The sequence below is a fragment of the Pseudoalteromonas sp. DY56-GL22 genome, from assembly GCF_041414715.1.
Taxonomy (GTDB): domain Bacteria; phylum Pseudomonadota; class Gammaproteobacteria; order Enterobacterales; family Alteromonadaceae; genus Pseudoalteromonas; species Pseudoalteromonas simplex.
In genome coordinates this window covers 207,982-232,104 of sequence record NZ_JANHZR010000003.1, presented here as the reverse complement: position 1 = coordinate 232,104, position 24,123 = coordinate 207,982, and the positions used below count along the sequence as shown (strand labels likewise).

General features: G+C 41.6%; 21 protein-coding genes. 14 read left to right on the top strand and 7 right to left on the bottom strand.

The window, feature by feature from the left end:
• Nucleotides 1-3: 3 nt before the first annotated feature.
• A complete protein-coding gene (locus tag NO991_RS08960) occupies nt 4-1,056 on the bottom strand; it encodes an efflux RND transporter periplasmic adaptor subunit (protein ID WP_371351942.1) in 1,053 nt (350 codons plus the stop codon).
• Between the two features lie 242 nt (nt 1,057-1,298).
• Between NO991_RS08960 and NO991_RS08955 the strand changes: the two genes are divergently transcribed.
• The 4 genes from NO991_RS08955 (at nt 1,299) to NO991_RS08940 (ending at nt 4,655) form a co-directional block, all read left to right on the top strand.
• Nucleotides 1,299-2,012, top strand: a complete 714-nt coding sequence (locus NO991_RS08955) for a DUF2982 domain-containing protein (RefSeq protein ID WP_138599679.1) — start codon at nt 1,299-1,301, stop codon at nt 2,010-2,012.
• A gap of 27 nt (nt 2,013-2,039) precedes the next feature.
• Complete coding sequence (locus NO991_RS08950) at nt 2,040-2,372, top strand: hypothetical protein (protein ID WP_054551111.1); 333 nt, start codon at nt 2,040-2,042, stop codon at nt 2,370-2,372.
• A gap of 83 nt (nt 2,373-2,455) precedes the next feature.
• Entirely contained in the window at nt 2,456-4,132 is a 1,677-nt protein-coding gene (locus NO991_RS08945) for a DUF1566 domain-containing protein (RefSeq protein ID WP_300363162.1), read from the top strand.
• Nucleotide 4,133: 1 nt separating this feature from the next.
• Nucleotides 4,134-4,655, top strand: coding sequence for a DUF1566 domain-containing protein (locus NO991_RS08940; protein ID WP_300363160.1), 522 nt, complete (start codon nt 4,134-4,136; stop codon nt 4,653-4,655).
• Here NO991_RS08940 and NO991_RS08935 read toward each other — a convergent pair.
• Entirely contained in the window at nt 4,643-5,752 is a 1,110-nt protein-coding gene (locus NO991_RS08935; RefSeq protein WP_294408102.1) for a tRNA nucleotidyltransferase, read from the bottom strand. The two genes, NO991_RS08940 and NO991_RS08935, sit on opposite strands and share 13 nt — an antisense overlap.
• A 125-nt stretch (nt 5,753-5,877) precedes the next feature.
• On the opposite strand from NO991_RS08935, the gene NO991_RS08930 reads away from it, so the two are divergent.
• Together NO991_RS08930 and NO991_RS08925 are read left to right on the top strand one after the other, a co-directional pair.
• On the top strand, nt 5,878-6,798 hold the full coding sequence (locus NO991_RS08930) for an ExeA family protein (protein WP_138599682.1): 921 nt from the start codon (nt 5,878-5,880) through the stop codon (nt 6,796-6,798).
• 13 nt (nt 6,799-6,811) lie between these two features.
• Entirely contained in the window at nt 6,812-7,861 is a 1,050-nt protein-coding gene (locus tag NO991_RS08925; protein ID WP_300362168.1) for a general secretion pathway protein GspB, read from the top strand.
• Between the two features lie 20 nt (nt 7,862-7,881).
• On the opposite strand, the gene NO991_RS08920 is transcribed toward NO991_RS08925, so the two are convergent.
• Nucleotides 7,882-9,090 (bottom strand): HD-GYP domain-containing protein, encoded by a 1,209-nt coding sequence (locus NO991_RS08920; RefSeq protein ID WP_054551117.1) that lies wholly within the window; start codon nt 9,088-9,090, stop codon nt 7,882-7,884.
• A gap of 152 nt (nt 9,091-9,242) precedes the next feature.
• A complete protein-coding gene (gene putA, locus NO991_RS08915) occupies nt 9,243-13,046 on the bottom strand; it encodes a bifunctional proline dehydrogenase/L-glutamate gamma-semialdehyde dehydrogenase PutA (RefSeq protein WP_138599685.1) in 3,804 nt (1,267 codons plus the stop codon).
• Between the two features lie 166 nt (nt 13,047-13,212).
• Between putA and NO991_RS08910 the strand changes: the two genes are divergently transcribed.
• The gene (locus NO991_RS08910) at nt 13,213-13,695 is read left to right on the top strand and encodes a winged helix-turn-helix transcriptional regulator (RefSeq protein ID WP_054551119.1); all 483 of its coding nucleotides are present in this window, start codon (nt 13,213-13,215) and stop codon (nt 13,693-13,695) included.
• 72 nt (nt 13,696-13,767) lie between these two features.
• Here the strand turns inward: NO991_RS08910 and NO991_RS08905 are convergent, their stop codons facing one another.
• A complete protein-coding gene (locus NO991_RS08905; RefSeq protein WP_054551120.1) occupies nt 13,768-14,295 on the bottom strand; it encodes a TetR/AcrR family transcriptional regulator in 528 nt (175 codons plus the stop codon).
• A gap of 120 nt (nt 14,296-14,415) precedes the next feature.
• On the opposite strand from NO991_RS08905, the gene NO991_RS08900 reads away from it, so the two are divergent.
• Nucleotides 14,416-14,616, top strand: a complete 201-nt coding sequence (locus NO991_RS08900; protein WP_300362162.1) for a hypothetical protein — start codon at nt 14,416-14,418, stop codon at nt 14,614-14,616.
• 75 nt (nt 14,617-14,691) lie between these two features.
• On the opposite strand, the gene NO991_RS08895 is transcribed toward NO991_RS08900, so the two are convergent.
• On the bottom strand, nt 14,692-15,291 hold the full coding sequence (locus NO991_RS08895; RefSeq protein ID WP_054551122.1) for a TIGR04211 family SH3 domain-containing protein: 600 nt from the start codon (nt 15,289-15,291) through the stop codon (nt 14,692-14,694).
• Nucleotides 15,292-15,504: 213 nt separating this feature from the next.
• Between NO991_RS08895 and NO991_RS08890 the strand changes: the two genes are divergently transcribed.
• Together NO991_RS08890 and NO991_RS08885 are read left to right on the top strand one after the other, a co-directional pair.
• Entirely contained in the window at nt 15,505-17,025 is a 1,521-nt protein-coding gene (locus NO991_RS08890) for a CYTH and CHAD domain-containing protein (protein WP_300362159.1), read from the top strand.
• 37 nt (nt 17,026-17,062) lie between these two features.
• Nucleotides 17,063-17,674 carry an START domain-containing protein gene (locus tag NO991_RS08885; RefSeq protein ID WP_171041494.1) on the top strand — a complete coding sequence of 204 codons (612 nt, stop codon included), beginning with the start codon at nt 17,063-17,065 and terminating at the stop codon, nt 17,672-17,674.
• A 40-nt stretch (nt 17,675-17,714) separates the two neighbouring features.
• On the opposite strand, the gene metK is transcribed toward NO991_RS08885, so the two are convergent.
• On the bottom strand, nt 17,715-18,866 hold the full coding sequence (gene metK, locus NO991_RS08880) for a methionine adenosyltransferase (protein WP_054551125.1): 1,152 nt from the start codon (nt 18,864-18,866) through the stop codon (nt 17,715-17,717).
• A gap of 266 nt (nt 18,867-19,132) precedes the next feature.
• Between metK and tkt the strand changes: the two genes are divergently transcribed.
• The 4 genes from tkt (at nt 19,133) to hpf (ending at nt 23,768) form a co-directional block, all read left to right on the top strand.
• Nucleotides 19,133-21,124, top strand: coding sequence for a transketolase (gene tkt / locus NO991_RS08875; protein WP_054551126.1), 1,992 nt, complete (start codon nt 19,133-19,135; stop codon nt 21,122-21,124).
• Nucleotides 21,125-21,565: 441 nt separating this feature from the next.
• Nucleotides 21,566-22,216, top strand: a complete 651-nt coding sequence (locus tag NO991_RS08870; protein ID WP_138599688.1) for a hypothetical protein — start codon at nt 21,566-21,568, stop codon at nt 22,214-22,216.
• Nucleotides 22,217-22,917: 701 nt separating this feature from the next.
• The gene (locus tag NO991_RS08865) at nt 22,918-23,229 is read left to right on the top strand and encodes a pyrimidine/purine nucleoside phosphorylase (protein WP_054551131.1); all 312 of its coding nucleotides are present in this window, start codon (nt 22,918-22,920) and stop codon (nt 23,227-23,229) included.
• A 182-nt stretch (nt 23,230-23,411) separates the two neighbouring features.
• Entirely contained in the window at nt 23,412-23,768 is a 357-nt protein-coding gene (gene hpf / locus NO991_RS08860; RefSeq protein ID WP_054551132.1) for a ribosome hibernation-promoting factor, HPF/YfiA family, read from the top strand.
• Nucleotides 23,769-24,123: the final 355 nt, after the last annotated feature.

Here is a 24,123-nt window from a genome sequence, read left to right as displayed (position 1 = left end):
GGTTTAGCCCTTGATACTTACTTTGCTGCCAGTACGGATCTTAATGATGCCTTCAGTCACGACTTGCTGACCATTTTCAAGGCCTTTATCAATAGCTACCCAGCCATTGTGACGACCCGCCACATGTACTTCGACTTTGTTAGCAACGCCATCTTCAATTTGGAACACGTAGTGTTTGTCTTTCTGAGGAATGACGGCTTTCTCTGGTACCATTAGCGCTTGGTTTGAGCTTAGCTCTAATGCTGTATTTAACAGCATGCCTGGGCGTAATAGGCCTTTTTCATTGATAAAGCTTGCTGTCACTTCAACGCTACGAGTGACTGAGTCGATACGCGAGCTAATGTGGGTCACTTTACCGTTGAAGGTTTTTTCTGGGTAAGCATCATTTTGCGTCATCACTTTCATACCCAGTTGTAACTGCGCTAGGTATTTTTCTGGCACTTTAAAGTCGACTTTAATGATACTGATATCATCAAGGGTGGTGATGTTTGTAGTATTGCTAACATAAGTACCAATTGAAATCTCGCGCTTGCCAAGTAAGCCAGAAAACGGTGCTTTAATTGTCATTTCTGCTAGCTTGGTTTTGGCGCTCTCAAGCTGCGCCTCGGTTGCATCAACACGTGAAAGCTGCTCTTCTAGTAAAGATTTAGCCGTTGATTGTGAGCGTGATAGTTCAGTGAGACGATCAAGTTGACGGCGCTCTTCGCGTAAATTAATGCTTAGCTCTTTAACTGCTAATTCTTCTTCTTGAGACTGTAACTGAACCAGTTTTTGACCTTTACTGACTAAGTCGCCATCATTGAAAAATATATCTGTAACATAATCGTTTTGCGCACTGCGAATATAGATCGCTTGGTTAGCACGAGCACTACCTATTGCTTCTATGAGCACAGCATTTTCTTCAGATGTGACAGTGTGAGCTGTTACTTGAGTTGCAGCGCCTGAGAAGTTGCTCTGCTCACCTTGGCTCGAAGGAAGGTATAAGTAAATGCATAACCCTAGAAAAAGGGTAATAATAAAAGGGAATAGTGCCTTACCAGATTGTGTAGAGTACATCGTCGTGTTACCAGAAATTTAGTTGAGTGTAGTGTACAAAATTAGTACGTGCCACGTATGTCAGGTATCTCATAAATTTGTGCATTTAGCGTAAAAGTGAAAAGTTATGCTAATTTGTTCCTTTATTGTGACAAATTAAGAAAGGTTTAGAATGAGTAAAGCACCAAAGTGTAATTATTGTTTAACGCTCAGAAAAATAATATTGGTCACAATTGTGATGTTTATTTTTTACTTCTCTGTTTATGGATAAAAATCTTCCTGCACTAAAAGTGCGTGCTCAATCATCTCGCCATGGCAGTGAGTTTTTAATTGTTGGTGGAATAGGGTTAATCATTATTATGCTGGTTAACTTATTGAGACCCGGTGAAATTAGCATTGTTGAGATTTTTTTGGCCACAACCTGTATAGCGGCAATTTTTATTGGCTTTTTAAAAACTCAAGAACCATACTTTAGCTTAACTTTTACTCAGAATTTGCTTATTTATCATCATAAGATTGGGAATTGGCAGTTAAATCGTGCTAATTTTCATCATAGTGGTATACCAAAAGTGGAACAGGGCTTAGAATACCTTGAGTTAAATGCAGTTGGTATTAAACTCAATAACATAGATGAATTTTTAACACAGATTCACCCAAGAATTGCCGGACGATTACTTATCGAGCAACGTCATTTATTTATGCAAGTCATTCAAAAGTATTGCAAAAATGGTGATTGCCCATCAGAATGGTTAATAGAAGAGACGGACTACACGGCCCCTAGTGGTCAGATTTATAAAGGATTGATTGCCATGTTTGCCAATCGTACGCAACATTTAAGGCAGTTGACAGGATACGATTTACTATTACCTGCCAATGTTCTTGATGTTGATATTTGGCAATTCAGTGCTGATTTGAATCGTTGGAAACTGAACCCTAAAGAGTTTTTAGAGACTCGCTTACAGAAAAGTAAGCTATAGGCGGCAGTTATGTAGTAGGAAAAGACTATGAGTCAAGAACGTTCTTTTATTAAAAGCGGTCGAAACACAATTATACATAAAGATAAGAAACTCGATTTAGTGGTTGTGAATGGTGAGAACCATCCGCGCATTAAAGTTACTCAAAATGGTTTAGAGCCGTTTAAAGAAGACCTGCCAAAAAATCGTCGCGAGGCTAAAGAGCGTTATTTAGAAATGGTGTATGTATCAAGCCCAGATGTATTTGCAGAAGAAAAACGTTTGTTGTTTATCCAAGCCCTAGATGGCAGAGAATACAAAGTTGATTACAGTAAAATAGGCACCAAGCTCTTCGTACGTATCCACCAAGAAAGTTATTTATAACCCCAAGTTTGGCATTTTAATTGCTAGTTGTTAGTTTATTTGGCAGCCGGTTATTGCCGGCTTTGTATTTTAAGGTGGTATTCATGAGATTAGTGCCTCTTAGCCTAATAGCATTAACAACATTAACAGCTTGTGGTGGTGGCGGTTCGAGTGATTCGAATACAATCGCAGCGACAGTTAATGCTGGTTCAGATCAACAAATTATTGAAAAAAGTGAATTTACTGTCTCAGCTAAAGGCTCTCCTGCAGATGGTACCTTTACCTGGGAGCGTGTCAGTGGCCCCGCAGTAGAAGGTTTTCCTGCCGAAGGTGCTGAACAAACCATTACAGCTCCTGATATTAAACTTAACTCAGAACTTGTTTTAAAAGTAAATTACCAAACCGACGATGGGCAACTTGTTTCCGATCAGGTCAGTATTTTTATTACCTCGAATAATCAACTGCCAGTTGCAGTGATCACCCAAACTGCGCCAGAAGAGTTACCGTCAAAATATAATGATGTGATCACATTAAGTGGCGAAGAATCTGCTGATATAGATGAAAACGGTACAGTTGACAGTTATTTATGGACTCAACTTGATGGCCCTGATTTAACGGCTGACAGCTACAACAACCAAACCATTAGCTTTACTCACCCACTACTTGAATCAAATACAGCGATGACATGGCGTTTAACTGTAACGGATGATGAAGGTGGCTCAGCAAGTACTGAGGCGTCGTTCACCTTAAACAAAACGGTTGAGGTAATTATTGCTGATGCAGGTGTTGATCAGCAGGTTATCGAGTTTGATACCGTAACCCTTGATGCCAGCAATAGTGAAATTGTGACGGCAACAAAATCATGTTTTTGGCAGCAATTAACAGGCGAAACTGTGACCTTGGCAAACCAGAACCAATGTATCACGACGTTTGTAGCCCCTGATGTTGATACCGATTCAGAGCTTAGTTTTGAAGTTACCGTGACAGACAGTAAATCGCGTAGCGACACAGATACAGTGATTATTGATATTAGCCCAAAACCACTGGGGTTAATTAACGATACCGGGATGAGTGATTGCTACAACAATTCGCAAAAAATTAATTGCAGCAGCGAAGACTTCCCAAGCCAAGACGCAGATATAGGTCGTGACAGCGTCGCAAATCAGCTTGATAAAGTCGGCCTAGGTGATTTGGCATTTGATTTTACTAAGATGAATGAGTTTGCTGACGAACTTCCAGATGATGCGACTAGCTTTAGTTGCGTACGCGATAATGTAACTGGGCTTATTTGGGAAGTAAAAGAAGCCAGTTCAACATTGCCACCGGCAACCTCCGAGCGTGCAGCATCAAATCATTATACTTGGTATTTAAATGGTTCAAGCGGTGTGCAAACGGGTAGTGTGCAAGGGGCTGCGGGCTCTACCTGTCCAAGCAGCAGTGACTGTGGCCTACAAACTTACATTAATGATGTGAACAGCAGCGACTTTTGCGGTGGCACAAACTGGCGTGTGCCAACTTACACGGAATTATTAGGGTTATTAGATTATGCCAAGCAAGGTGAGTCTACGTTACTTAACAGTGACTTCTTCCCAAATCAACCAAGTGATACTCAGTTAAGCACTGGTAGCAGTTCATTTATGCCTTATTGGACTTCGCAAACCGCGGCAGACGGTACAAGTTTATCGCAAGCTTATATTATCGATATGAGTAGTGCTAATGATTTAGCATATCCGAAAAGTAACACCGCCTTTGTGCGCTTAGTTAGAACGCCAGGAGAGTAATATGCGAAAGTTACCATTAATTACAGTAATTACCGGTATTGCTCTGCAATCGGGTTATGCCGCTGCGCAAGTATGTTATAGCGCTGTCAATGAAACGACTCCTGATAGCCGCTTTGTTATTAACGAAGATGGTACAGTAAGTGATAGCGAAACAGGTCTAATGTGGCAACGTTGTACGTTTGGTCAAAGCTACAACGCTGAAACGGATACGTGTGAAGGTAATAGTCAGCAGCTTACTTGGGGCGAAGCTTTACGCGGGGCTGAAAATGCAACCTTTGCTGATTACAGCGATTGGCATGTACCAAATGTTAAAGAGTTAGCCAGTATTTTAGAGCATAGTTGTGTGCAGCCTAGTATCAACGAAAACGCATTTTTATCGACTAAGCTGCAAAACTATTGGAGTAGCACTTCAGGTATCAGTCGTACTGATCTAGCTTGGGTGTACCAGTTTGATAAAGGCATCAACAGTCTTCACGCAAAAACGTCCGATGTTTATTTGCGTTTAGTGCGCTACGAAAAGTAACCTTTAATAATCTCTAACCGCGCTTGCTCAAGCGCGGTTTTTATTTCTGCGCCTTTAATACCTTGCGCAATAAACTGTTGCGGGTTAACAGCTCGTGCTTGGGTGGCTGCGTTTTTGAGAGAGTCATAACAAACTACAGGCTGTTGGTGACTAACTTCTAATGCTTTGAGTACTTGCTCAAAACGTTCAGGGCGACGCCATAAATCAAGTTGATTAAAGCAAGCAAAAACGGCCTCGCTAGTCGGCTTTTCTGCACTTAAACTTGTTTGATGAGTTTGGCTAAACAGCGCTAAATCGCGCACTTCATTAGGTAAGCGTATGTTGCTAGCTATCGCTTTTATCTCATCGCTTGAAAGCGCTAAGGTAACTTGGCTGAATAATAACGCAGTGTCACTAATTTGTTGTTCATTCGCATAGGCAAAGCGAGCTTGTAAGGTACGGTAAAGCTCATCACACCATTTACTTTCAAGCTCAGGGCTAATTACATACAGGCCATGGATGCTGGCAAGTACATTTAGAAACTCGCTAAATGCGCCATCACTGAGGGATTTTTCGCATTCTAACCAAACGCGTTCAGCAGTTAGCGTGTTCAGTTCACCGGCTTTAACCATCTCGGTCAATAGTGACTGGGTTTCTGGCGCAATAGTAAAACCTAGGTAATGATAACGAGCAGCAAAGCGGGCTACTCGCAATATGCGTAGAGGGTCTTCACTAAAGGCATCTGAGACATGGCGTAAGACACGATTTTCAAGGTCTTGCTGGCCAGAAAATGGGTCAACTAAGCTGCCATCTTGGGCTTGTGCTATGGCGTTTACGGTGAGATCTCGACGAACTAAGTCTTGCTCTAATGTGACATCCGGCGCGAAATCACAAATGAAGCCAGTGTAACCTTGACCTTGTTTTCGCTCGGTGCGCGCCAGCGCATATTCTTCTTTACTTTGTGGGTGTAGAAATACCGGAAAATCTTTACCAACTTGTTGATAACCTTGGCTGATCAGTTGTTCTGGCGTGGCACCAACTACCACATAGTCGCGTTCTTTAACGTCACGACCAAGTAGGGCGTCTCTGACTGCGCCACCGACTAAATAAACCTGCATAAAACACCTATAATTTTACCTTTTCGCTATTTTACGTTATTTAACCAATAAAATGTAAACAAGGTTTTAAGTAGCGATGTTTTTTGCCATTATAGACCGTGATTTTAAACGCAAGGAATAACACGGTGTATTTAAGCTATTTTGGCTTGTCAGAAAAACCCTTTTCGATTGCCCCAAATCCTGAGTATTTATTTCTTAGTGAGCGCCACAAAGAGGCATTAGCGCACCTTACCTATGGATTAGGTGAAGCGGGAGGCTTCGTATTATTAACAGGCGAAGTGGGTACAGGTAAAACAACACTAACAAGAAGCCTGCAAGAGCAGTTACCTGAAAACACGCAAGTGGCACAAATTCATAACCCAGCTTTGTCACAGCTTGAGCTGCTTGCCAGTATTTGTGACGAATTAAAGATTGAGTATGACAGCGCGAATGCGACTCTGAAGACGCTTACTGATGTGATTAAAAAGCACCTTGAGGCAAATAATCAAGCGGGCGGTCATACCATTTTAATTATTGATGAAGCTCAATTACTCGCCCCTGATGTGCTAGAGCAATTGCGCCTGTTAACCAATATCGAAACAGATCATAAAAAGCTACTGCAAATTGTGTTAGTAGGGCAACCTGAACTGCAAGAGTTATTAAAACGCACTGAATTAAGGCAGCTTGCCCAGCGCATTACGGCTCGTTATCACTTATTGCCACTTACTGAAGGGCAGGTGTTTGCCTATGTTAAGCATCGTTTATTTAAAGCGGGGACAGAGCAAGCCTTGTTCTCAGGGGATGCGTTAAAAGCGATTTATCAGGTTACTCAAGGGGTGCCGAGATTAATCAATTTGTTGTGTGAGCGGTGCCTCGTTGGTGCGTTTTCACAGCAAAAGCTAAGTATCGACAGTGAGCTTGTAATGCTCTCTGCTGCTGAGGCTCTTCCTCCAACCAGTACCCCTGTTGCAACAGTAACAAATAAAGAGCCGAGTTATGTTTGGCTTTACCCAGTTTCATTTTTAGCCGTATTAGGAATGGGTATTGGTTTATCCTACCTAATATAACGAGTGTTCATTTATGTCCTTATTATTAGATGCAATTAAACAGTCTGATCAGCATGCACAAACTGCCGTAGATCATGACCAAGCCGCTCTTGCGCTCAAACAACAGCAAGAATTAACGCGCTATCGCCGTTTGGCCTTTTCATTTGGCCTATTACTGGCGGCGATATTAACCCTTATGGCAGGTTTTTCGATTGGTAAATGGTTACAGCAAACTAAAGTTGCTGAGCAGCCAAAGGTTGTTAATAACAGTAATGAAGCCGCAGAAAACGTTGCGACTGAAGTTGAGGCAAACCCTGAAACACAACAACCAACGATGCAACAGCAAGTAGCACAAAGCCAAACCCCGCAAGTGACCAATAACTCAGGGCAATCACCTGCCATGCCACAAGGGCAAGTGCAACAATCTGTACCGCAACAAATGATGCAGCAGACTCCAGTGCAAGGTCAGCAATATCAGTGGGTGCAAGTTCCGGTAAATTCAGCCCCTGTGTATGCTAATCAAGGTTATCAAGTTCAGCCTCAGTACCAGCAGCAAGCTATGTATCAAAATCAGCCAGTGTATCAATCACAGCCACAGTTTTTGCAGCCAATGCAGCAAATCAATCCGCAGCAAATGAGCAGTAATGGCATTGATTTAAGTAAATATAAGGTGCTAGGCAAGCCGCTTGATGGTCAGCCAAGTCAACCGGCTTCTCAACCATCAACAAATGATGAATTAAGAGATGTGCCAGATACATTGAAAGATGCCTTTGCTAAAGCAGTTGAAGATGTTGATAACAAACATAGTGTTGATATTACCCGTAGCACTAAAAACACGTCTTATGCAGAGCCTATTGAGCTTTTGCCAGATGCATTACAAAGCCTTATTCCTACCATAAAATATCAAGCGCATATTTATGCTTCAGAAACATCGAAGCGCTGGATTAAGTTAAATGGTCGTGAGTTATATGAAGGCGATAACATCGGCGTGTTATCAGTAATTGAAATTACCCCAGAGCAGAGCTTATTAAGTTACGATGGCTATGAGTTTACCTTAAAAGCATTACAAGACTGGCCTGAATAACCAGTCCTGAGCTTAAGGGATTAAGGTAAAATTGAGTTCTTAAAAAAGCGGATCAGGTCGATGTTGAACTCAGTCGGCCTGACGGCGGCTTCTAAACTGTCGTGACAGCGACTATTTGCTAAGTTTATATCCTGTATTTCGGTATAGCGTGCATGTTTAGCGTTATAGAACACTTTAACTTGAGGTTTTAAAGGGCTAGTAGGGTTACTGTGAGTGACCACACCTAATTTTTGGCTTTCAAGTTTCACTAAGGTGCCGACTGGGTGAACACCGATGCACTGAATAAACTTAGTGACTAGGTCTCCGTCAAAGCTATCGGGGCAGCCATCTTTGAGTATCTTAAATGCCTTAATTGGCTCCATACCAGCTTTATAGACCCGCTCTGCGGTTAATGCATCATAAACATCAACAATCGAAGCCATACGTACGTACAAGCTAATCTCTTCAGCACTTTTACCAAATGGGTAGCCACTGCCGTCTAAACGTTCGTGATGGAAGCCTGCTATATCAACAGCAATTCCGCTCAAGCCTGCTTGTTCTAAAATTTCTTTACTAAAACGAGCATGGTCTTGAATAGTTTGGTATTCGGCATCGGTTAATTTTCCGGGTTTATTGAGTATTTCATCGGGAATATTTATTTTTCCAATATCGTGCAGTAAAGCACCGGTCGCAAGCTCCTCAATAATGGTTTTTTCGATACCTAAGTGTTTAGCAAAGATACTAATTAAAATCGAAACATTGATTGAATGTTCAAGTAGATAAGTATCTTTGTCACGCATACGGGTGATACAAGCAAGCGCATCTTGGTTACGAAAAACCGAGTCAATAAATCCAGTCGCGAGCTCTTGAAAAGGGGCAATATCAATTTTGTTGCCATTACGAATATCGTCAAAGGCTTTACTTTGTAATGATCTTGCTTCGTTATATAAGTTATTGGCTTTAGTCATTTCTGCTGACACACTGTGAGTGGTGTGCCAAGGATCGAAAGCGGCAGCGTCTCCTACTGGTTGCGGATTGTGTTGCTGCTCAACCACTTTATTGTCACTGTCTAAGGTCAGTGTTTTGTCTGGATCGATCGCAATTTCTAATATGCCAGCTTTGATCAGCTTGTCTATACTTCCCTGTGTTTTAACCCAACCTTGGTTTTTTATACGGATCTTGCCTGTTTGTTTTGTCACGCTCTGTACAAACATGCCCGGCTTAAGTTGATTGATAGGAAGTGTTTTCAAGACCTTTACTTCTAAACGACTACAATAATATAAAATTAGCAGAAAGTTCGTGTATCAGTAAATAATAATAGTAAAAAGGAGGGGTTTTTATGGCTGTAAACAAAAAGCCCTCGACTAGCGAGGGCTTTCTCATTTAGTTATTGCAATACAACTTACTCGTCGTCTTCAACCAAGGTCATTAGTGATGTGTTACCACCTGATGCGGTTGTATCAACGCTGATTGTTTTCTCAGTCAGTAAGCGCTTGATTAGCGTGTCGTAGTACTCAGAGCTGATCACTGGCAGGATTGCACCTTTACGTTGTGCTAGCTGCTGGCTAAAGTAGCCTAAACGTGATGAACGAGCTGCAACAACCGCACCTGCAAGGTGAGGGTGCGCTAAGATAGCTTGTAACTGATTAGGTTTAGCAACTTGGAATACACCTTCAGCGATACCTGTAGAGATAAACTTGTCTCTGAATGCAACCGCTTCGTCAAAGAATAACTCAGAAGCAACCGTGATTACCGTGTTACCAGCAGCAAGTGCTGTGATAACCGAAATTGCCCAGAAGTTAAATGACGTACTCTTATCTGCATAACAAACCACACAACCACGAGGCTCTAAGTGAAGTGTGTTTGACTCACCCGTTGGCCCAGGCAACACAGTGTGCTTACGCATGTGTTTTTCAAGACGGTTAAGTTGCGCACGTGCATCAGCTAGCGTTAATGCTAAGTCATCGGCAAGCTCGTCAATAATTTCTACAGTCGCTACTTTTGCAAGTAATTGACGTACAGCAGAAACTCGGTCATTTAGTGGTGTCGCACGCCAGATCTTCTCATCGCGTAATGAGTTATCCATTAGCTTAGCAACTTGCTCAGCTGCACCTGAATAGTGGTGAGTATCTAACTCATCAGGTGTTAGGTTAGTCATTTGTACGTTATCTGGTGATGCTTTTTCTTTCACTAGACGTTGTAGGTAGTTAGGGCCACCCGCTTTAGGACCAGTACCAGATAAACCACGGCCACCGAAAGGTTGTACGCCAACAATCGCACCGATCATATTACGGTTGATGTAAACGTTTCCTGCACGTGACATTTTCGCTAGGTATTCACAGCGCTCTTCGATACGTGAATGCACACCCATCGTTAAGCCAAAGCCCGTGCCATTGATTTGGTCAATCACGTTATCAAGCTCTGTGCCTTTAAAGCGGATGATATGTACACAAGGACCAAATACTTCGCGCTTAAGTACAGATAAATCTTTGATTTCGTATAAACGAGGCGCAAAGAAGTAAGCACCATTTTCACTGTTATCAGGAATAGCACACTCATAGTGAAGTGTTGCATTGCCTTTTAAGTATTCAACGTGGTCACTTAAGTTTTTAAGTGCTTTTTCGTCGATAACAGGACCGATATCAGTTGAAAGTAATGAAGGGTCGCCAACGTGAAGTTCTTTTAAAGCGCCTTTGATCATCTCAATGATGCCATCAGCAACGTCTTCTTGTAAGAATAATACACGTAGTGCAGAACAGCGTTGACCAGCACTTTGGAAACCTGAACTGATTACATCATCAACAACTTGCTCTGGTAGAGCAGTTGAGTCAACGATCATACAGTTTTGACCACCCGTTTCAGCAATAAGCGGTACTTGAATATCATTACGCGCAGCCAATGTTTGCGAAATAACAGTACCGGTTTCTGTAGAACCTGTGAACATAACAGCCTGAATACGCTCATCAGGAACGATTGTTTTACCTACTTCGCTACCACGAGCAATAACAGGTTGTACAACGTGCTCTGGTAAGCCAACAGATAGCATAAGTTCAATGGTACGAAGTGCAATTAAGCTTGTTTGCTCAGCAGGTTTAGCAATAACTGTGTTACCTGTCACGATTGCCGCAGCAACTTGACCTAGGAAGATTGCAAGTGGGAAGTTCCATGGGCTGATACATAAGATCACACCACGTGCTTCAAAACGCTCATCTTCAGAAAGTTCCTCTGCGCGTGCAGCGTAGTAGCGGCAGAAATCCACTGCTTCACGAACTTCATCGATACCATCTTGAGTTACTTTACCCGCTTCTTTGATACACAGTGCCACTAACTCATCGTGGTGACGCTCTAAGATATCAGCAACGCGGCGTAATAGGTTTGCGCGCTCTTTTACTGGCGTTTGTGACCATGACTCAAATGCTTTTTCTGCATTTTCTAAAAGTGCAGTCATTTCGTCTGAAGATTGTAGCTTCACATGACCAATGATTTCTTTGTGATTCGCAGGGTTCTTTACCGGAAGAGAGCCTTCTGGCACATCGCTTAATTCAATGCGGTGCTCAGCAAACCAGGTATCAAGGTTTTCTTTAAATGGTGTGATTACATTGATATCAGTTAAGTCCATGCCTTTTGAATTAGCACGTTCTTCACCGTATAAATCAATTGGCATCTTAATTTGCGTGTTGTACTTGTTACGTAAACCTTGCAGTGTTTCTACAGGGTCAGGTAACAGTGATTCAACAGGCTTAGTGGTATCAACAATCGCATTTACGAATGATGAGTTAGCACCGTTTTCTAATAAGCGACGTACTAAGTAGGCAAGTAAGTCTTCATGTTGACCTACAGGCGCGTAAACACGACATTGAATTTTTTCTTGGCTTACGATTTGGTCGAATAACGACTCACCCATACCGTGTAGGCGTTGGAATTCAAAACCTTCGTTGTCACCTTTTGCAACTTCTAAAATAGTTGCCGCAGTGTAGGCGTTGTGTGTAGCAAATTGCGGGTACAGTACATCACGTGCTTCAAGTAGTTTAATAGCACAGGCTTTGTAAGAAACGTCTGTGGTCGCTTTACGCGTGAATACAGGGTAGTGATCTAAACCATCTTGTTGAGTGGTTTTGATTTCTGTATCCCAGTATGCGCCTTTTACAAGACGAACCATTAGTTTACGACCAACGCGACGAGCTAGCTCTGCAACCCATTCAACCACAAAAATAGCGCGTTTTTGGTATGCTTGAACTGCTAAACCAAAGCCGTTCCAGTTACCTAAATCGTCATCACTGAATACCGCTTCAATAACATCTAAAGAGATATCTAAGCGGTCAGCTTCTTCAGCATCAACAGTAAAGCCGATATCGTAGCTTTTCGCTGCAAGTGCAAGTTCTTTCAACTTAGGTACGATTTCAGCAATAACACGTTCACGATGTGTGAATTCATAGCGTGGGTGAATCGCAGAAATTTTAACTGAGATACCAGGGCTCTTGATTGGACCACGGCCATTTGCTGCTTTACCAATTGCGTGGATAGCTGTCATGTAGCTGTTGAAGTAACGCTCTGCATCTTTCATTGTGCGTGCGCCTTCACCTAGCATATCGTATGAGTATACGTAGCCTTTTTGCTCTTTATCGGCTGCACGTTCAATCGCTTCGTTGATAGTACGACCCATAACGAATTGCTTACCCATGATCTTCATCGCGAAGTTCACAGATTTACGAATAACAGGCTCACCTAAACGACCAATTGTTTTCTTAAGAACACCGAATTGCTGCTCTTTTGACTTGTCGCTGTAGTTAACCATTTTACCGGTTACTAACAGACCCCAAGAAGAGGCGTTTACAAATAAAGAATCGCTGCTACCTAAATGCGAGCTCCAGTCACCTTTAGCAAGTTTGTCACGAATTAGTGACTCTTGCGTTGCTTTATCTGGAACACGTAATAGTGCTTCTGCAAGACACATTAATACAACGCCTTCTTCACTCGAAAGTGAGAATTCATTTAGTAATGCATCTACACCGCTTTGACCATCCTGATCGCGACGGATATTTAAAACCATTTGACGAGCACGTTCCCACGCTCGGCTACGCGCTTTCACGCCTACTTCAGCCAAAGGCAAAATATGATCAATAACCGCATTTTCGTCAATACGGTAGAAATCACGGATCTTTTGTCTAATTGGACATTCAGTTGTCAAATCGCCATTAAATAGCATATGTAACCCTCTGGTATGTGGAGTCTAGAAATGAACTTATTGCATTTCTTACCATTGATATAATTCGTGCATTCTAATTAAAATCCAGCAGAATATGCTGGTTAAATTTTTCGATTTACGATAATTTACAGGGCATACCGTTAACTTAGCCGCATAAAATTCTGTTATGACCAGTCCGAATAGATTACGCATGTTAGATCGCATCGATTTAGCAATTTTAGACGCTCTGCAAAAAAATGGCAGAATATCGAACGTAAACCTCGCAAAACAGGTAAATCTGAGCCCAAGCCCGTGTCTAGATCGTGTAAAACGTTTAGAGCAAGAAGGCTACATCGAAGGCTATTACGCAAAGCTTAGCGAAGCAAAACTTAACCAGAGCTTGTTAGCACATGTACAGGTATCATTGGTGACCTCGAATACATCGGTATTTAAAGTGTTTCGCGAATATATATTGAATATTCCGCAAGTGGTTGAATGCGACATGGTCGCTGGTGGCTATGACTACCTATTAAAAGTACGGGTCTCAGATATGGATGAATATCGCCAAGTACTGGGTGATTTAGTTGATATTCCCGGAGTGGGTACGCATCACACCTATATGGTGATCGAAAAAATAAAACAGGACACAGGCCTTAGATTCGATATTTAACGTAAGGAAACCGAGTGGTTTCCTATCTTTCTGTAGCACTGAACGAACGGCGCTACAGTTTATACAACTAACCTAATTGATGTTAATTTTTGATAGTTTTGCTTTGAGTGTTGCCAGCATCGAATCGACAGAACTGTCTTCCTGATTAAGCCCTTCCATGAGCGTCATAAAGTAAATATCAATAATGATATCTGCATCTAAAGCGGTTGCTTCATTGTCATTGATCAGGCGCTTTTTGAATGCTTTAAGCTGCGGTTCAAGCTCGTTCTGTTGCCACATAATTTCTTTAAATAACTCTCGGCTAAACTCCTTTTTTGCAAGGTAAAACTCATAAAGAAAACAAGCGTAATGGTACATTCTATCTGTCGCTGTAGTACTCGAATCTGAATGTTTAGCGCGGCTTAGAATGTCTTCTAGTTCACTCTCAAAACTGTATTTAAGAATCTCAACTTTAGTCGCAAAGTGACTAAATACTGTGCCATTGGCGACATTAGCTGCTCTTGCAATATCTCGTGTGCTGGTCTGGTGGTAGCCGAGCTCTGAAAAAAGCTGCCATGAGGCTGTAAGTATCTGTTGTTTTGTTTGCTCTTTTTTGGTCACTGAACACTCCAATTTTTATGCTATTTAACCAGAAATTAAAAAAAACTCAATCAAAGGTGTTGTAAATTGAGCGTGCTCAATATTAAAATGAGCGCGCTCAATTAAATGGATGGTTGCACTATGAATAAATTAAAACGCTTAATTGGTTATGTATTATTCGTACCTGGTATTTGCTTTTATAGCTTTATCTTAGGCCCTCTGCTTATTGCAGTGCTATTGCCTGGAGGCTTGGTATTGTTATTGCTTATCTTAGGTTACAAAGAGGGGTTTTTAGTGTTAAAGCAAGAAGTGTTTAATACTCTTAGACAAAAATGCTCTTGAGTAAAAAGTGGATAAGTTTAAAAAAATAAACCCTGCAAAATGCAGGGTTTATTTTTGTCAAAATGGGGAGGAGGTTTATGCCCAGCCGTCGTAACGTTTACGACGAGATAACACCACGGTTAGGATAATACCAAGTAGTAAGCCGATGAACGCAATTGCGCCGCCATAAGTTAATAACTGACGTTTCTCTTTGGCACTGGCTGTTTGCTTAGCATTACGCTCAGACTCAATAGTACTTTTAAGTGCTTCAATTTGCTTGCTAAGCGCTAGGTTTTGCTCTGTTAGTGATTTGTTCTGCTCTTGTAGTTGTGGTAGTTCAATTTCAGCTTGACGAAGCTGTTCTTGCATTACCGTCATGTCGTTATTCAGCGCTTGAAACTGTTGTTGAATACCTGCGTTTTCAGTAACAAATTTTGACTCTACCCAACCTTCACGATCTTTATCATCACGAATTTTAAAGTAGCCATTATCTTCACCCGACAATAACACTATTTGTGTACCTGCATCGACTGAACCTAAAATGCGGTAGTTTTTGCTTGGACCTGAGTGCATAAAGGTGTACAGGTTATCGACTATGTAGGCGGTGTTTTGGCTGTCGCTGCTTGGTGCTTCTTCTGCGTAGCTAATAAAAGAGGTGGCCGCAAGGAGCAACCCAAAAATACACTGTTTTAACATCAATCTACCTTGTTAATGTGATCTTGCCTATAAGTGGCTAAATTTATAATTTCTTTATGTATAGAGATAGTAGGGATTTCAACTATTAATAGCAAGGCTGATATTGTAATCCGTGCGTGGGCTTAACCGCAAAAAACAGGAAAAAATTTGCATTAACAGTCTGCTTTGTTTATTTTGATCACTTATTTATTTTAAATGTACTCCGCAAAGCGAATGGATACTGAGATAGAACTGAAGTTTTTGGTGTCAGATGCCGTTGTTCCACTGATCCCCGCATTAATTACCCAATTTGCAAAAACCGTTACCAATAAACCGTCACGCAACTTACAAAATGCTTATTACGATACGCCAAGCCGAGAATTACGAGCTTTAGATATTGGCCTTCGTACTCGCTGTTGTGATGGTGAGTGTGAACAAACTATCAAGCTTGCTGGCGAAGTGGTTGGCGGCTTACATCAGCGCCCAGAATACAATTTACCACTGTCAGGTAACCGCCCCGATTTACTCGCATTTGATGCTGCTATTTGGCCGCATGGCATGCAAGTGACTGCTATTGCAGAAAACCTATACCCAATTTTTAGCACTAACTTTATACGCCGTACTTGGTTACTCGAAACCGAAAATGGCGCAAAAATTGAAGTGGTATTAGATAAAGGTGAAGTGGCGGCATCGGGCCAAGTTGAGCCAATCTCTGAACTTGAAATCGAACTGATTGAAGGTAGTCGCAATGAGTTGTTTGCTTTGGCAGATAAACTGGTAAGTGAAAGCCATGTTCGCTTAGGGCTTTATTCTAAAGCTGCTCGAGGTTATCGTCTTGCAGATGACAAACCATTAAAAGCAAGCAAATCAATTGGCTTTGTGCCACTAAAACGTGGTGCAACCCAAGAACAAGCTTTAGTAGAAAGTATTAACTACGCGATTCGCTTTGTACAAAAACATGAAGCCTGCTACTTCATAAAACCAAGCTTAAAAACCCTTAAGCGTGTCACCGACGGTATTCGTTTAATTCGCCATACATTTTGGCTGTTTGACGATATTGTTAGTAAAGACGATACCGACTCATTACGTACAGAATTAAAGTGGTTATTAAGCGAATTAGCATGGGTTGAAAATGCTATTCAGCTAAAAACCTACACATCTAAGCGCCACGCGTACTACAAAAAAATCAACAGTGCGCCTGAGCTCACTCAAGTTATTAATGACTTAAAAGAGTTGCAGCCAAGCATTGAAGATATCGAAAAACTTTTCCATAGCACCCGATACAATCGCTTATTATTACAATTAACAACATGGTTGATTGAAAAACAATGGCGTAAGTCATGGGGGCAAACTGAGTTTCAAGCTGCTGAAAAACCTGTTGCCGATATTGCTAAGCGTTTATTTGCTAAAGATTGGCACGATATGCACGAACTTATTCCTGAGCAGCAAGTGTTTACAGATAAAGACTATTTGGCACTGCGCACCCGCCTTGAAAACTCATTACTCAGCGGCAACTGCTTAGGCGCTTTGTTCGATAAAGAAGATCGAAACGAGTTTCGTATGCCGTGGGTTGATATCTCTCATGGTATTTATGAGTTAAGCACCCTTGAGTACTTAAAGCAGTTATGTGCAGGGCAAGACGACTTAGAGCTAACAAAAATTCAATCATGGCTTGATCAAAAGTCAGAGTTTTTGGTCAGTGCAATGGAGCAAAGTCGCCACGCGTCATTTAATACAGACCCTTATTGGTTTTAAATAAATGCGCTTGTGCCTATGGATAGGGTTAGCATGTTTGAGTCTCTCGGCAGTGGCTAACCCTATTGAATGGCAAACCTACAAACAGCAAGACGATATAAAGGTTAGCTATAAAAAGCACGAAACTGGCATTATAGAAATTAATGCTTCTGTGCTGGTAAAAAATGCTAAGGCCAGTGACTTTATGGCGCTGTTAAGTGATACCGACAACGCGCCCAATTGGCTCGAAAATGTTAAAAGCGTGACTTTAATGGAGCGCTTAAGCCCCTCAGAAACCCTTGTTTACACTCACTTTAACTCGCCTTGGCCGGTGTTAGATCGCGATTTGGTGAGTTACTCTTGTTATCATGCCTTAGGTGAACATAAAACAGAGCTAAAAATTATCAGTCAGCCATACGCTAAAGCAGAAGTCTCTGGGGTTGTGCGTATTAAAGAGCTCAGGGCTTATTGGCGTTTAGAAGAGCAGCAAAGTAATTTATTGGTAAGCCATCAGGCCTATGCTGATCCGGGTGGCTCAATCCCGCATTGGTTGAGCAATAAGGTATCGCTAAAGAGCGTTTATAAAACGCTACAAGCACTGACAGAGCAATTAACCAATAATCAGTTCTCGCGAGATAACTTAATAAGTCAGTTAGGTTCGTGTTCATAAAAAAAGCGCCAAAAGGCGCTTTTTCATTTTATCTAACCAATTACAGGCCAGCAGCTGCGCGAAGTGCGTCTGCTTTGTCTGTACGCTCCCAAGGGAACTCATCACGACCGAAGTGACCATAAGCCGCAGTCGGTTGATAGATAGGACGCTCAAGATCAAGCATTTGGATTAAGCCGTAAGGACGTAGGTCGAAGTGCTCACGTACTAATTCGATTAGACGCGCTTCTTCTAATTTACCTGTACCAAATGTCTCGATGCTGATAGATGTTGGCTCTGCAACACCGATAGCGTAAGAAACTTGTAGCTCACATTTGTCAGCAAGGCCTGCAGCAACCACGTTTTTAGCAACGTAACGAGCAGCATATGCAGCTGAACGGTCAACTTTTGAAGGATCTTTACCTGAGAAAGCACCACCACCGTGACGAGCCATACCACCGTATGTATCAACGATGATTTTACGACCTGTAAGACCACAGTCACCCATTGGGCCACCGATTACGAAACGGCCTGTTGGGTTGATGAAGAACTTAGTTGCGCTAGAGATAAGCTCAGCTGGAAGAACTGGCTTAATGATAGTTTCCATTACCGCTTCAACTAAGTCGTTTTGTGAGATTGAATCACAGTGTTGAGTTGAAAGAACAACTGCATCAATACCAACAGGCTTGCCATTTTCGTATGCAAACGTTACTTGAGATTTTGCATCTGGGCGTAACCAGTTAAGCTCACCGCTTTTACGAACTTCAGCTTGGCGCTGAACTAGACGGTGCGAATAAGTGATTGGTGCAGGCATTAAAACGTCAGTTTCATTACATGCGTAACCGAACATTAGACCTTGGTCACCAGCGCCTTGCTCTTCAGGGCGAGCACGGTCAACACCTTGGTTGATGTCTGGAGATTGTTTACCGATAGTGTTTAGGATTGCACAAGAGTCAGCATCGAAACCCATGTCTGAGTGCGTGTAACCGATTTCACGTACTGTTTTACGTGTGATTTCTTCGATATCAACCCAAGCGCTAGTTGTGATTTCACCACCAACCATCACCATGCCAGTTTTAACGTAAGTCTCACATGCAACACGGGCATGAGAATCTTGCTCTAAGATAGCATCTAGAACCGCGTCAGAGATTTGGTCCGCGATTTTATCCGGATGACCTTCAGAAACAGATTCAGAAGTAAATAAATGTTTTGCCATTGTATTTCTGCTCACAAATATTGCGCTTCACAAACGTCGGTAATAGCGCTAAAAAATTAAGGGGCGTATTTTATCTAAAACAAATATGTTTGCATAGTAATTTTACGCCTAGACGTCCATTTAAAATTAGTAATAACGTATTGTTCTTAACAAACGCCCATAAATGGTGCATTTAATGCGGATTTTTAATTGCACTGTACCCTTACAATAAGTAAGAATGGGGCTTTATAAACAACCAGCGCAAATACATAAAGGTAGGAGAATTCATGCCATCACGCAAAGAACTTGCAAATGCTATTCGCGTCTTATCAATGGACGCAGTACAACAGGCCAAATCTGGTCACCCTGGCGCCCCTATGGGCATGGCAGATATCGCAGAAGTACTATGGCGCGATTATCTAAAGCACAATCCAACGAATCCAGAGTGGGCAGACCGAGATCGATTTATTCTTTCGAATGGCCACGGTTCAATGCTGATCTATTCTCTACTGCACTTAAGTGGCTATGACTTACCACTAGAGGAAATTAAAAACTTCCGTCAAATGCACTCAAAAACACCGGGTCACCCAGAGTATGGATATGCACCAGGTATTGAGACTACTACGGGTCCATTAGGTCAAGGGATCACAAATGCAGTGGGCATGGCAATTGCCGAAAAAGCGCTAGCTGCACAGTTTAACCGTGAAGGCCACGATATTGTTGATCACTTCACGTATGCATTCATGGGTGATGGCTGTTTAATGGAAGGTATTTCACACGAAGCCTGTTCATTAGCCGGTACATTAGGCCTAGGTAAACTAGTTGCGTTTTGGGATGACAACGGCATCTCAATTGATGGTGAAGTAGAAGGTTGGTTCAGCGATGACACACCAGCGCGCTTCAAAGCATACGGCTGGCACGTAGTTAGCGATGTTGATGGTCATAACCCTGATGCAATTCGCGCCGCTATCGAAGAAGCGCGTAGCATTACTGATAAGCCATCATTAATCTGTTGTAAAACAGTGATTGGTTATGGTTCACCTAATAAATCAGGTAGCCATGATTGTCACGGTGCACCACTAGGTGAAGACGAAATTAAAGCATCTCGTGAGTTCCTTGGTTGGACTGGCGATGCATTCGAAATCCCAGCTGATATCTATAGCGAGTGGGATGGCAAAGAAAAAGGTAAGCAACTAGAAGCAAGCTGGGACGAAAAATTTGCAGCTTATGAAAGTGCATACCCTGAACTTGCTGCTGAGTTTAAGCGCCGTACAAACGGTGAGCTACCGGCAGATTGGGCTGAAAAGTCACAAGCTTACATCGAAGAGCTACAAGCAAATCCTGCAAACCCTGCAACACGTAAAGCATCACAAAATGCATTAAACGCGTTTGGTCCGTTACTACCAGAATTCATGGGTGGCTCTGCTGACCTTGCTGGTTCTAACTTAACACTTTGGGATGGCTCAAAAGGCCTAGAAGCTAACGATGCTAGCGGTAACTACATTTTCTACGGTGTACGTGAATTTGGTATGTCAGCGATTATGAATGGTATTGCACTACATAAAGGCTTTATTCCTTACGGTGCTACATTCTTAATGTTCATGGAATACGCACGTAACGCAGTACGTATGGCGGCATTAATGAAGCAGCCAAGCATCTTCGTATACACGCACGACTCAATTGGTCTAGGTGAAGATGGTCCAACGCACCAACCGGTAGAGCAGATCGCAAGCATGCGTTTAACGCCTAACCTAGTGAACTGGCGTCCATGTGACCAAGTTGAGTCAGCGATTGCATGGCAACAAGCTATTGAGCGTAAAGATGGCCCAACGTCACTCATTTTCACTCGTCAAGGCCTTGAGCAACAAACGCGTACTGCACAACAGTTAGCCGATGTGAAAAAAGGTGGTTACGTACTTAGCTGTGACGGTGAGCCAGAGCTTATCCTTATTGCAACAGGTTCTGAAGTACAGCTTGCACAAGATGCTGCTGCAGAACTTCGTTCACAAGGTAAAAAAGTACGTGTGGTATCTATGCCTTCAACTGATTTATTTGATGAGCAAGACGTTGCATATAAAGAAAGCGTACTACCAGCAAGCGTAACACGCCGCGTAGCAATCGAAGCGGGCATCGCAGACTACTGGTACAAATACGTAGGTCTAAATGGTGCAGTAGTTGGTATGACGACATTCGGTGAGTCAGCACCTGCAGGCGAGCTATTCAAGCACTTTGGTTTCACTGTTGAAAACATCGTAAACAAAGCAAACGCCTTGTTCTAAGCTTAAGCCGCTAAAATTTAAAAGCCCGCCCTGTATAGCACAGCGCGGGTTTTTTTGTTGGTAAGAGCTTGTAGGCATGAAACTTGTTTCGCGCGCTGTCGTTGTAGGTCGTGCTTTAGCGCGTCTCCTGAACTGTCAGCCATAAGCTTTCAGCTGTCAGATCAAAATTATTTAAAGCACAGTGCCAAATAAAATCGTAGGAGGGAGCTTTAGCTCCGATTTTTTTGGTTCTTCAGCCCCGATTTTATTGGTATTTCACTCCCGATTTTATGGTATTCAAACAGCCTTGTTTATTTTTCTTTAAGAAGAAAAACTTAATAATAGTAATGTGTTAGATGATTTGTTAAAACTATAATAATGTAGAAAAATGAGCGTTAAGTTAGCAGAAATATGTGTGATTAACTCACTATAAGATGTTGCACTTCAAAAGGTAATTATAGAATGTTTTGGAAAAAGAAAAAAAAGTACATGTTTCCACATGACTATACCTCTTTCACTAAAAGGTTATTTTCGGTGTGTAACTTAGATCACTCAATCAATTTCATAGAAGTATGTAACCAAAATGGTGTCCAGCATTGTATAAAGCGTGAAGCTAAAATGTCAGAGCTTTTGGCAAATGAGAAAGGAGACTTATTCTTCGTAGGGTATTGCAAAGAGTTAAAACAAGATAGAATTTTTGAGTTATTGATGCGTGAATATGAGATTGATGGGTGTCTACAAGTAATTGATAATTGGTTTTTTAAAATTACAGGAAAAACAAAGTACTCATTTACTCAAGAGTGCCATAGAAGGTCAGCTAAACTTCAGTGGAAAGGGACGTGCAAACTTACATCTTTAATAGATGTTTGCGTAGTAACAGACAAAGGCTGCCTGATAGAAACTTGTGTAAGGAGGGAATTTGATGAACTTAATATTTATACTGACCTCGATGATGATTTCTATATTGAGTTTGTAGACTTGCTTAATGAAGAGAAAATAAGAACCTATCCAATGGCACTAAAATTTACTATAAAAGAAAAGACCTATACTTTTGAAGAGTGGTGTAAAAATATACTTGGTCTTGATATTTGGAGCTTTTTTCCTCCTGAGTAAAATGCTAGCAAAGTTGTAACAGAGGAAAAAAAATGGTTGGCTTTATTCGTGAATAACAAATTCTAGCCAACTATTTTTAGCCGCTTATTGGTGGCGCTATCATTGTCTATCGATAACTTAATGATTTATTTAACTCTTTACCCGCTAAAGCACAACCAACATTACTAGCTTCTTATGAGCAAAGGGTTTTCGACTGTTTTTTGAGTATTAGGTTTTTAAGGTTCAAATAAAGGAGTAAACAATTGCAAGTTACATTAAAAACTGGAAAGGAAATATTGGCTCAGCAATAATTTAGCAATTTATTAGGTGCGGAGCTTGAAAAGTTCGAAGCTGGTTATACTGAGTTACGTTTAGAAATTAAAGAAGAGCTAAAGCAAAATAATGGTTTTGTTCATGGTGGCGTGGTTAGTTACATGGCAGATAACTGTATAACATTTGCAGGTGCGTCAGTGCTAGGTGCCTGTGTCACATCAGTGGGGTTATGCTTTAGTTACTATATTTGACAAAAACAGAATTAAATTGTTTTTTGATCCTTTAACCTCTTATAGCGCTAAAGCACGACCTACCACAATTGCTTCTTCGGCTTAAAACTGACAGCTTACAGCTAGCCCGACTTGATTATTTCTCACCCAGCTCCCCTTGAATGCTAAACAGACAACTGGCACTGTCTGTAACTTAATAACAAAACAACAGGAGTGAGGATGTCTCAGTTTGATAATGTAAGTGTGCTGAAAAAAGCCAATGTGTATTTTGACGGTAAAGTGTCTAGCCGTACTGTGGTATTTGCTGATGGCAGCACGAAGACGTTAGGCTTTATGCAACCGGGTGAGTTTGAGTTTGCTACGAGTAAAAAAGAGTTGATGGAGCTTAACGGTGGCAGTTGGCAAGTGCTATTACCCGGTGAGAGCGAATGGCAAACGATGCAAGCTGGAGAGTCTTTTACGGTTGATGCAAATGTTACCTTTCTAGTAAAGGTCAGCGAGTTTGCTGACTACTGTTGTTCGTATAGTTAATGAGCAGTTGTTAACCTTTCTGAAAAGCCCGTGTGATGCGGGCTTTTGCATATTTTATCCGCAACGCATGATCTAAATCATCTGTGGTTACAATCAATTACTAATTATCTGCAATTTTCGCTTGTGTTAATTCAATTCGCCCCCAATACTAACTGTGAGGTAACAAGAAAAAAGGATACCCTATGAAGATTAATATTTCTGGTCATCATGTTGACGTTACTGAGGCTGTTAGAGCTCATATCAACGAGAAGTTCTCGAAAATTGCTAGCCATTTTCCATCATTAATATCACTCGATATTATTCTTTCAAAAGAACACAATAAGTATCAGGCTGAGATTAGTACAACCTATGAAGGCGCACGTTTATCAGTAAAAGCTGAAGATGATGTGATGTACCCAGCTATCGCAGGTGCTGCAAAAAAACTTGATGCATCACTTAAACATCGTAAAGGGCAAATGAAAGCCAAACTACACGAAAAGCCGGTCAGTACAACTCCGGAAATTGCCCACGAAATCATTCAGGAAATGAACCTGAGCTAATTACAGAGCACTAGCCTAAGCGGCTAGACTTAAAACTAAATCTGAAAAAGCCAACCGTTGCGAAACGCTTGGCTTTTTTGGTTTTAATATTTAGCCGTCAGCTGTCAGATTGAAGTTCCAAAAGTTAGCGAGTTGCTAGGGGAAAGAGTAAAGTTTGCGAGATACGAGACGTAGGAGGCGTTTTAACGCCGAACAAACATGGAGATATCAGATATCAGTAGTTAGAAGTCAGATTTTAAAAACAACGGCTTGACACAAGTGGTTGGCAGTCTAGTGTTGCTAACTTGCTAACTTGCTAACTTGCTAACTTGCTAACTTGCTAACTTGCTAACTTGCTAACTTGCTAACTTGCTAA

What these genes read in the sequence shown, in the direction of transcription:
- NO991_RS08865 (WP_054551131.1), top strand. Translation starts at nt 22,918, where the DNA reads ATGTCTCAGTTTGATAATGTAAGTGTGCTGAAAAAAGCCAATGTGTAT.
- hpf (WP_054551132.1), top strand. Translation starts at nt 23,412, where the DNA reads ATGAAGATTAATATTTCTGGTCATCATGTTGACGTTACTGAGGCTGTT.
- NO991_RS08925 (WP_300362168.1), top strand. Translation starts at nt 6,812, where the DNA reads ATGTCCTTATTATTAGATGCAATTAAACAGTCTGATCAGCATGCACAA.
- NO991_RS08945 (WP_300363162.1), top strand. Translation starts at nt 2,456, where the DNA reads ATGAGATTAGTGCCTCTTAGCCTAATAGCATTAACAACATTAACAGCT.
- NO991_RS08950 (WP_054551111.1), top strand. Translation starts at nt 2,040, where the DNA reads ATGAGTCAAGAACGTTCTTTTATTAAAAGCGGTCGAAACACAATTATA.
- tkt (WP_054551126.1), top strand. Translation starts at nt 19,133, where the DNA reads ATGCCATCACGCAAAGAACTTGCAAATGCTATTCGCGTCTTATCAATG.
- NO991_RS08935 (WP_294408102.1), bottom strand. Translation starts at nt 5,752, where the DNA reads ATGCAGGTTTATTTAGTCGGTGGCGCAGTCAGAGACGCCCTACTTGGT.
- NO991_RS08870 (WP_138599688.1), top strand. Translation starts at nt 21,566, where the DNA reads ATGTTTTGGAAAAAGAAAAAAAAGTACATGTTTCCACATGACTATACC.
- NO991_RS08940 (WP_300363160.1), top strand. Translation starts at nt 4,134, where the DNA reads ATGCGAAAGTTACCATTAATTACAGTAATTACCGGTATTGCTCTGCAA.
- metK (WP_054551125.1), bottom strand. Translation starts at nt 18,866, where the DNA reads ATGGCAAAACATTTATTTACTTCTGAATCTGTTTCTGAAGGTCATCCG.
- NO991_RS08955 (WP_138599679.1), top strand. Translation starts at nt 1,299, where the DNA reads ATGGATAAAAATCTTCCTGCACTAAAAGTGCGTGCTCAATCATCTCGC.
- NO991_RS08900 (WP_300362162.1), top strand. Translation starts at nt 14,416, where the DNA reads ATGAATAAATTAAAACGCTTAATTGGTTATGTATTATTCGTACCTGGT.
- NO991_RS08910 (WP_054551119.1), top strand. Translation starts at nt 13,213, where the DNA reads ATGACCAGTCCGAATAGATTACGCATGTTAGATCGCATCGATTTAGCA.
- NO991_RS08895 (WP_054551122.1), bottom strand. Translation starts at nt 15,291, where the DNA reads ATGTTAAAACAGTGTATTTTTGGGTTGCTCCTTGCGGCCACCTCTTTT.
- putA (WP_138599685.1), bottom strand. Translation starts at nt 13,046, where the DNA reads ATGCTATTTAATGGCGATTTGACAACTGAATGTCCAATTAGACAAAAG.
- NO991_RS08960 (WP_371351942.1), bottom strand. Translation starts at nt 1,056, where the DNA reads ATGTACTCTACACAATCTGGTAAGGCACTATTCCCTTTTATTATTACC.
- NO991_RS08890 (WP_300362159.1), top strand. Translation starts at nt 15,505, where the DNA reads ATGGATACTGAGATAGAACTGAAGTTTTTGGTGTCAGATGCCGTTGTT.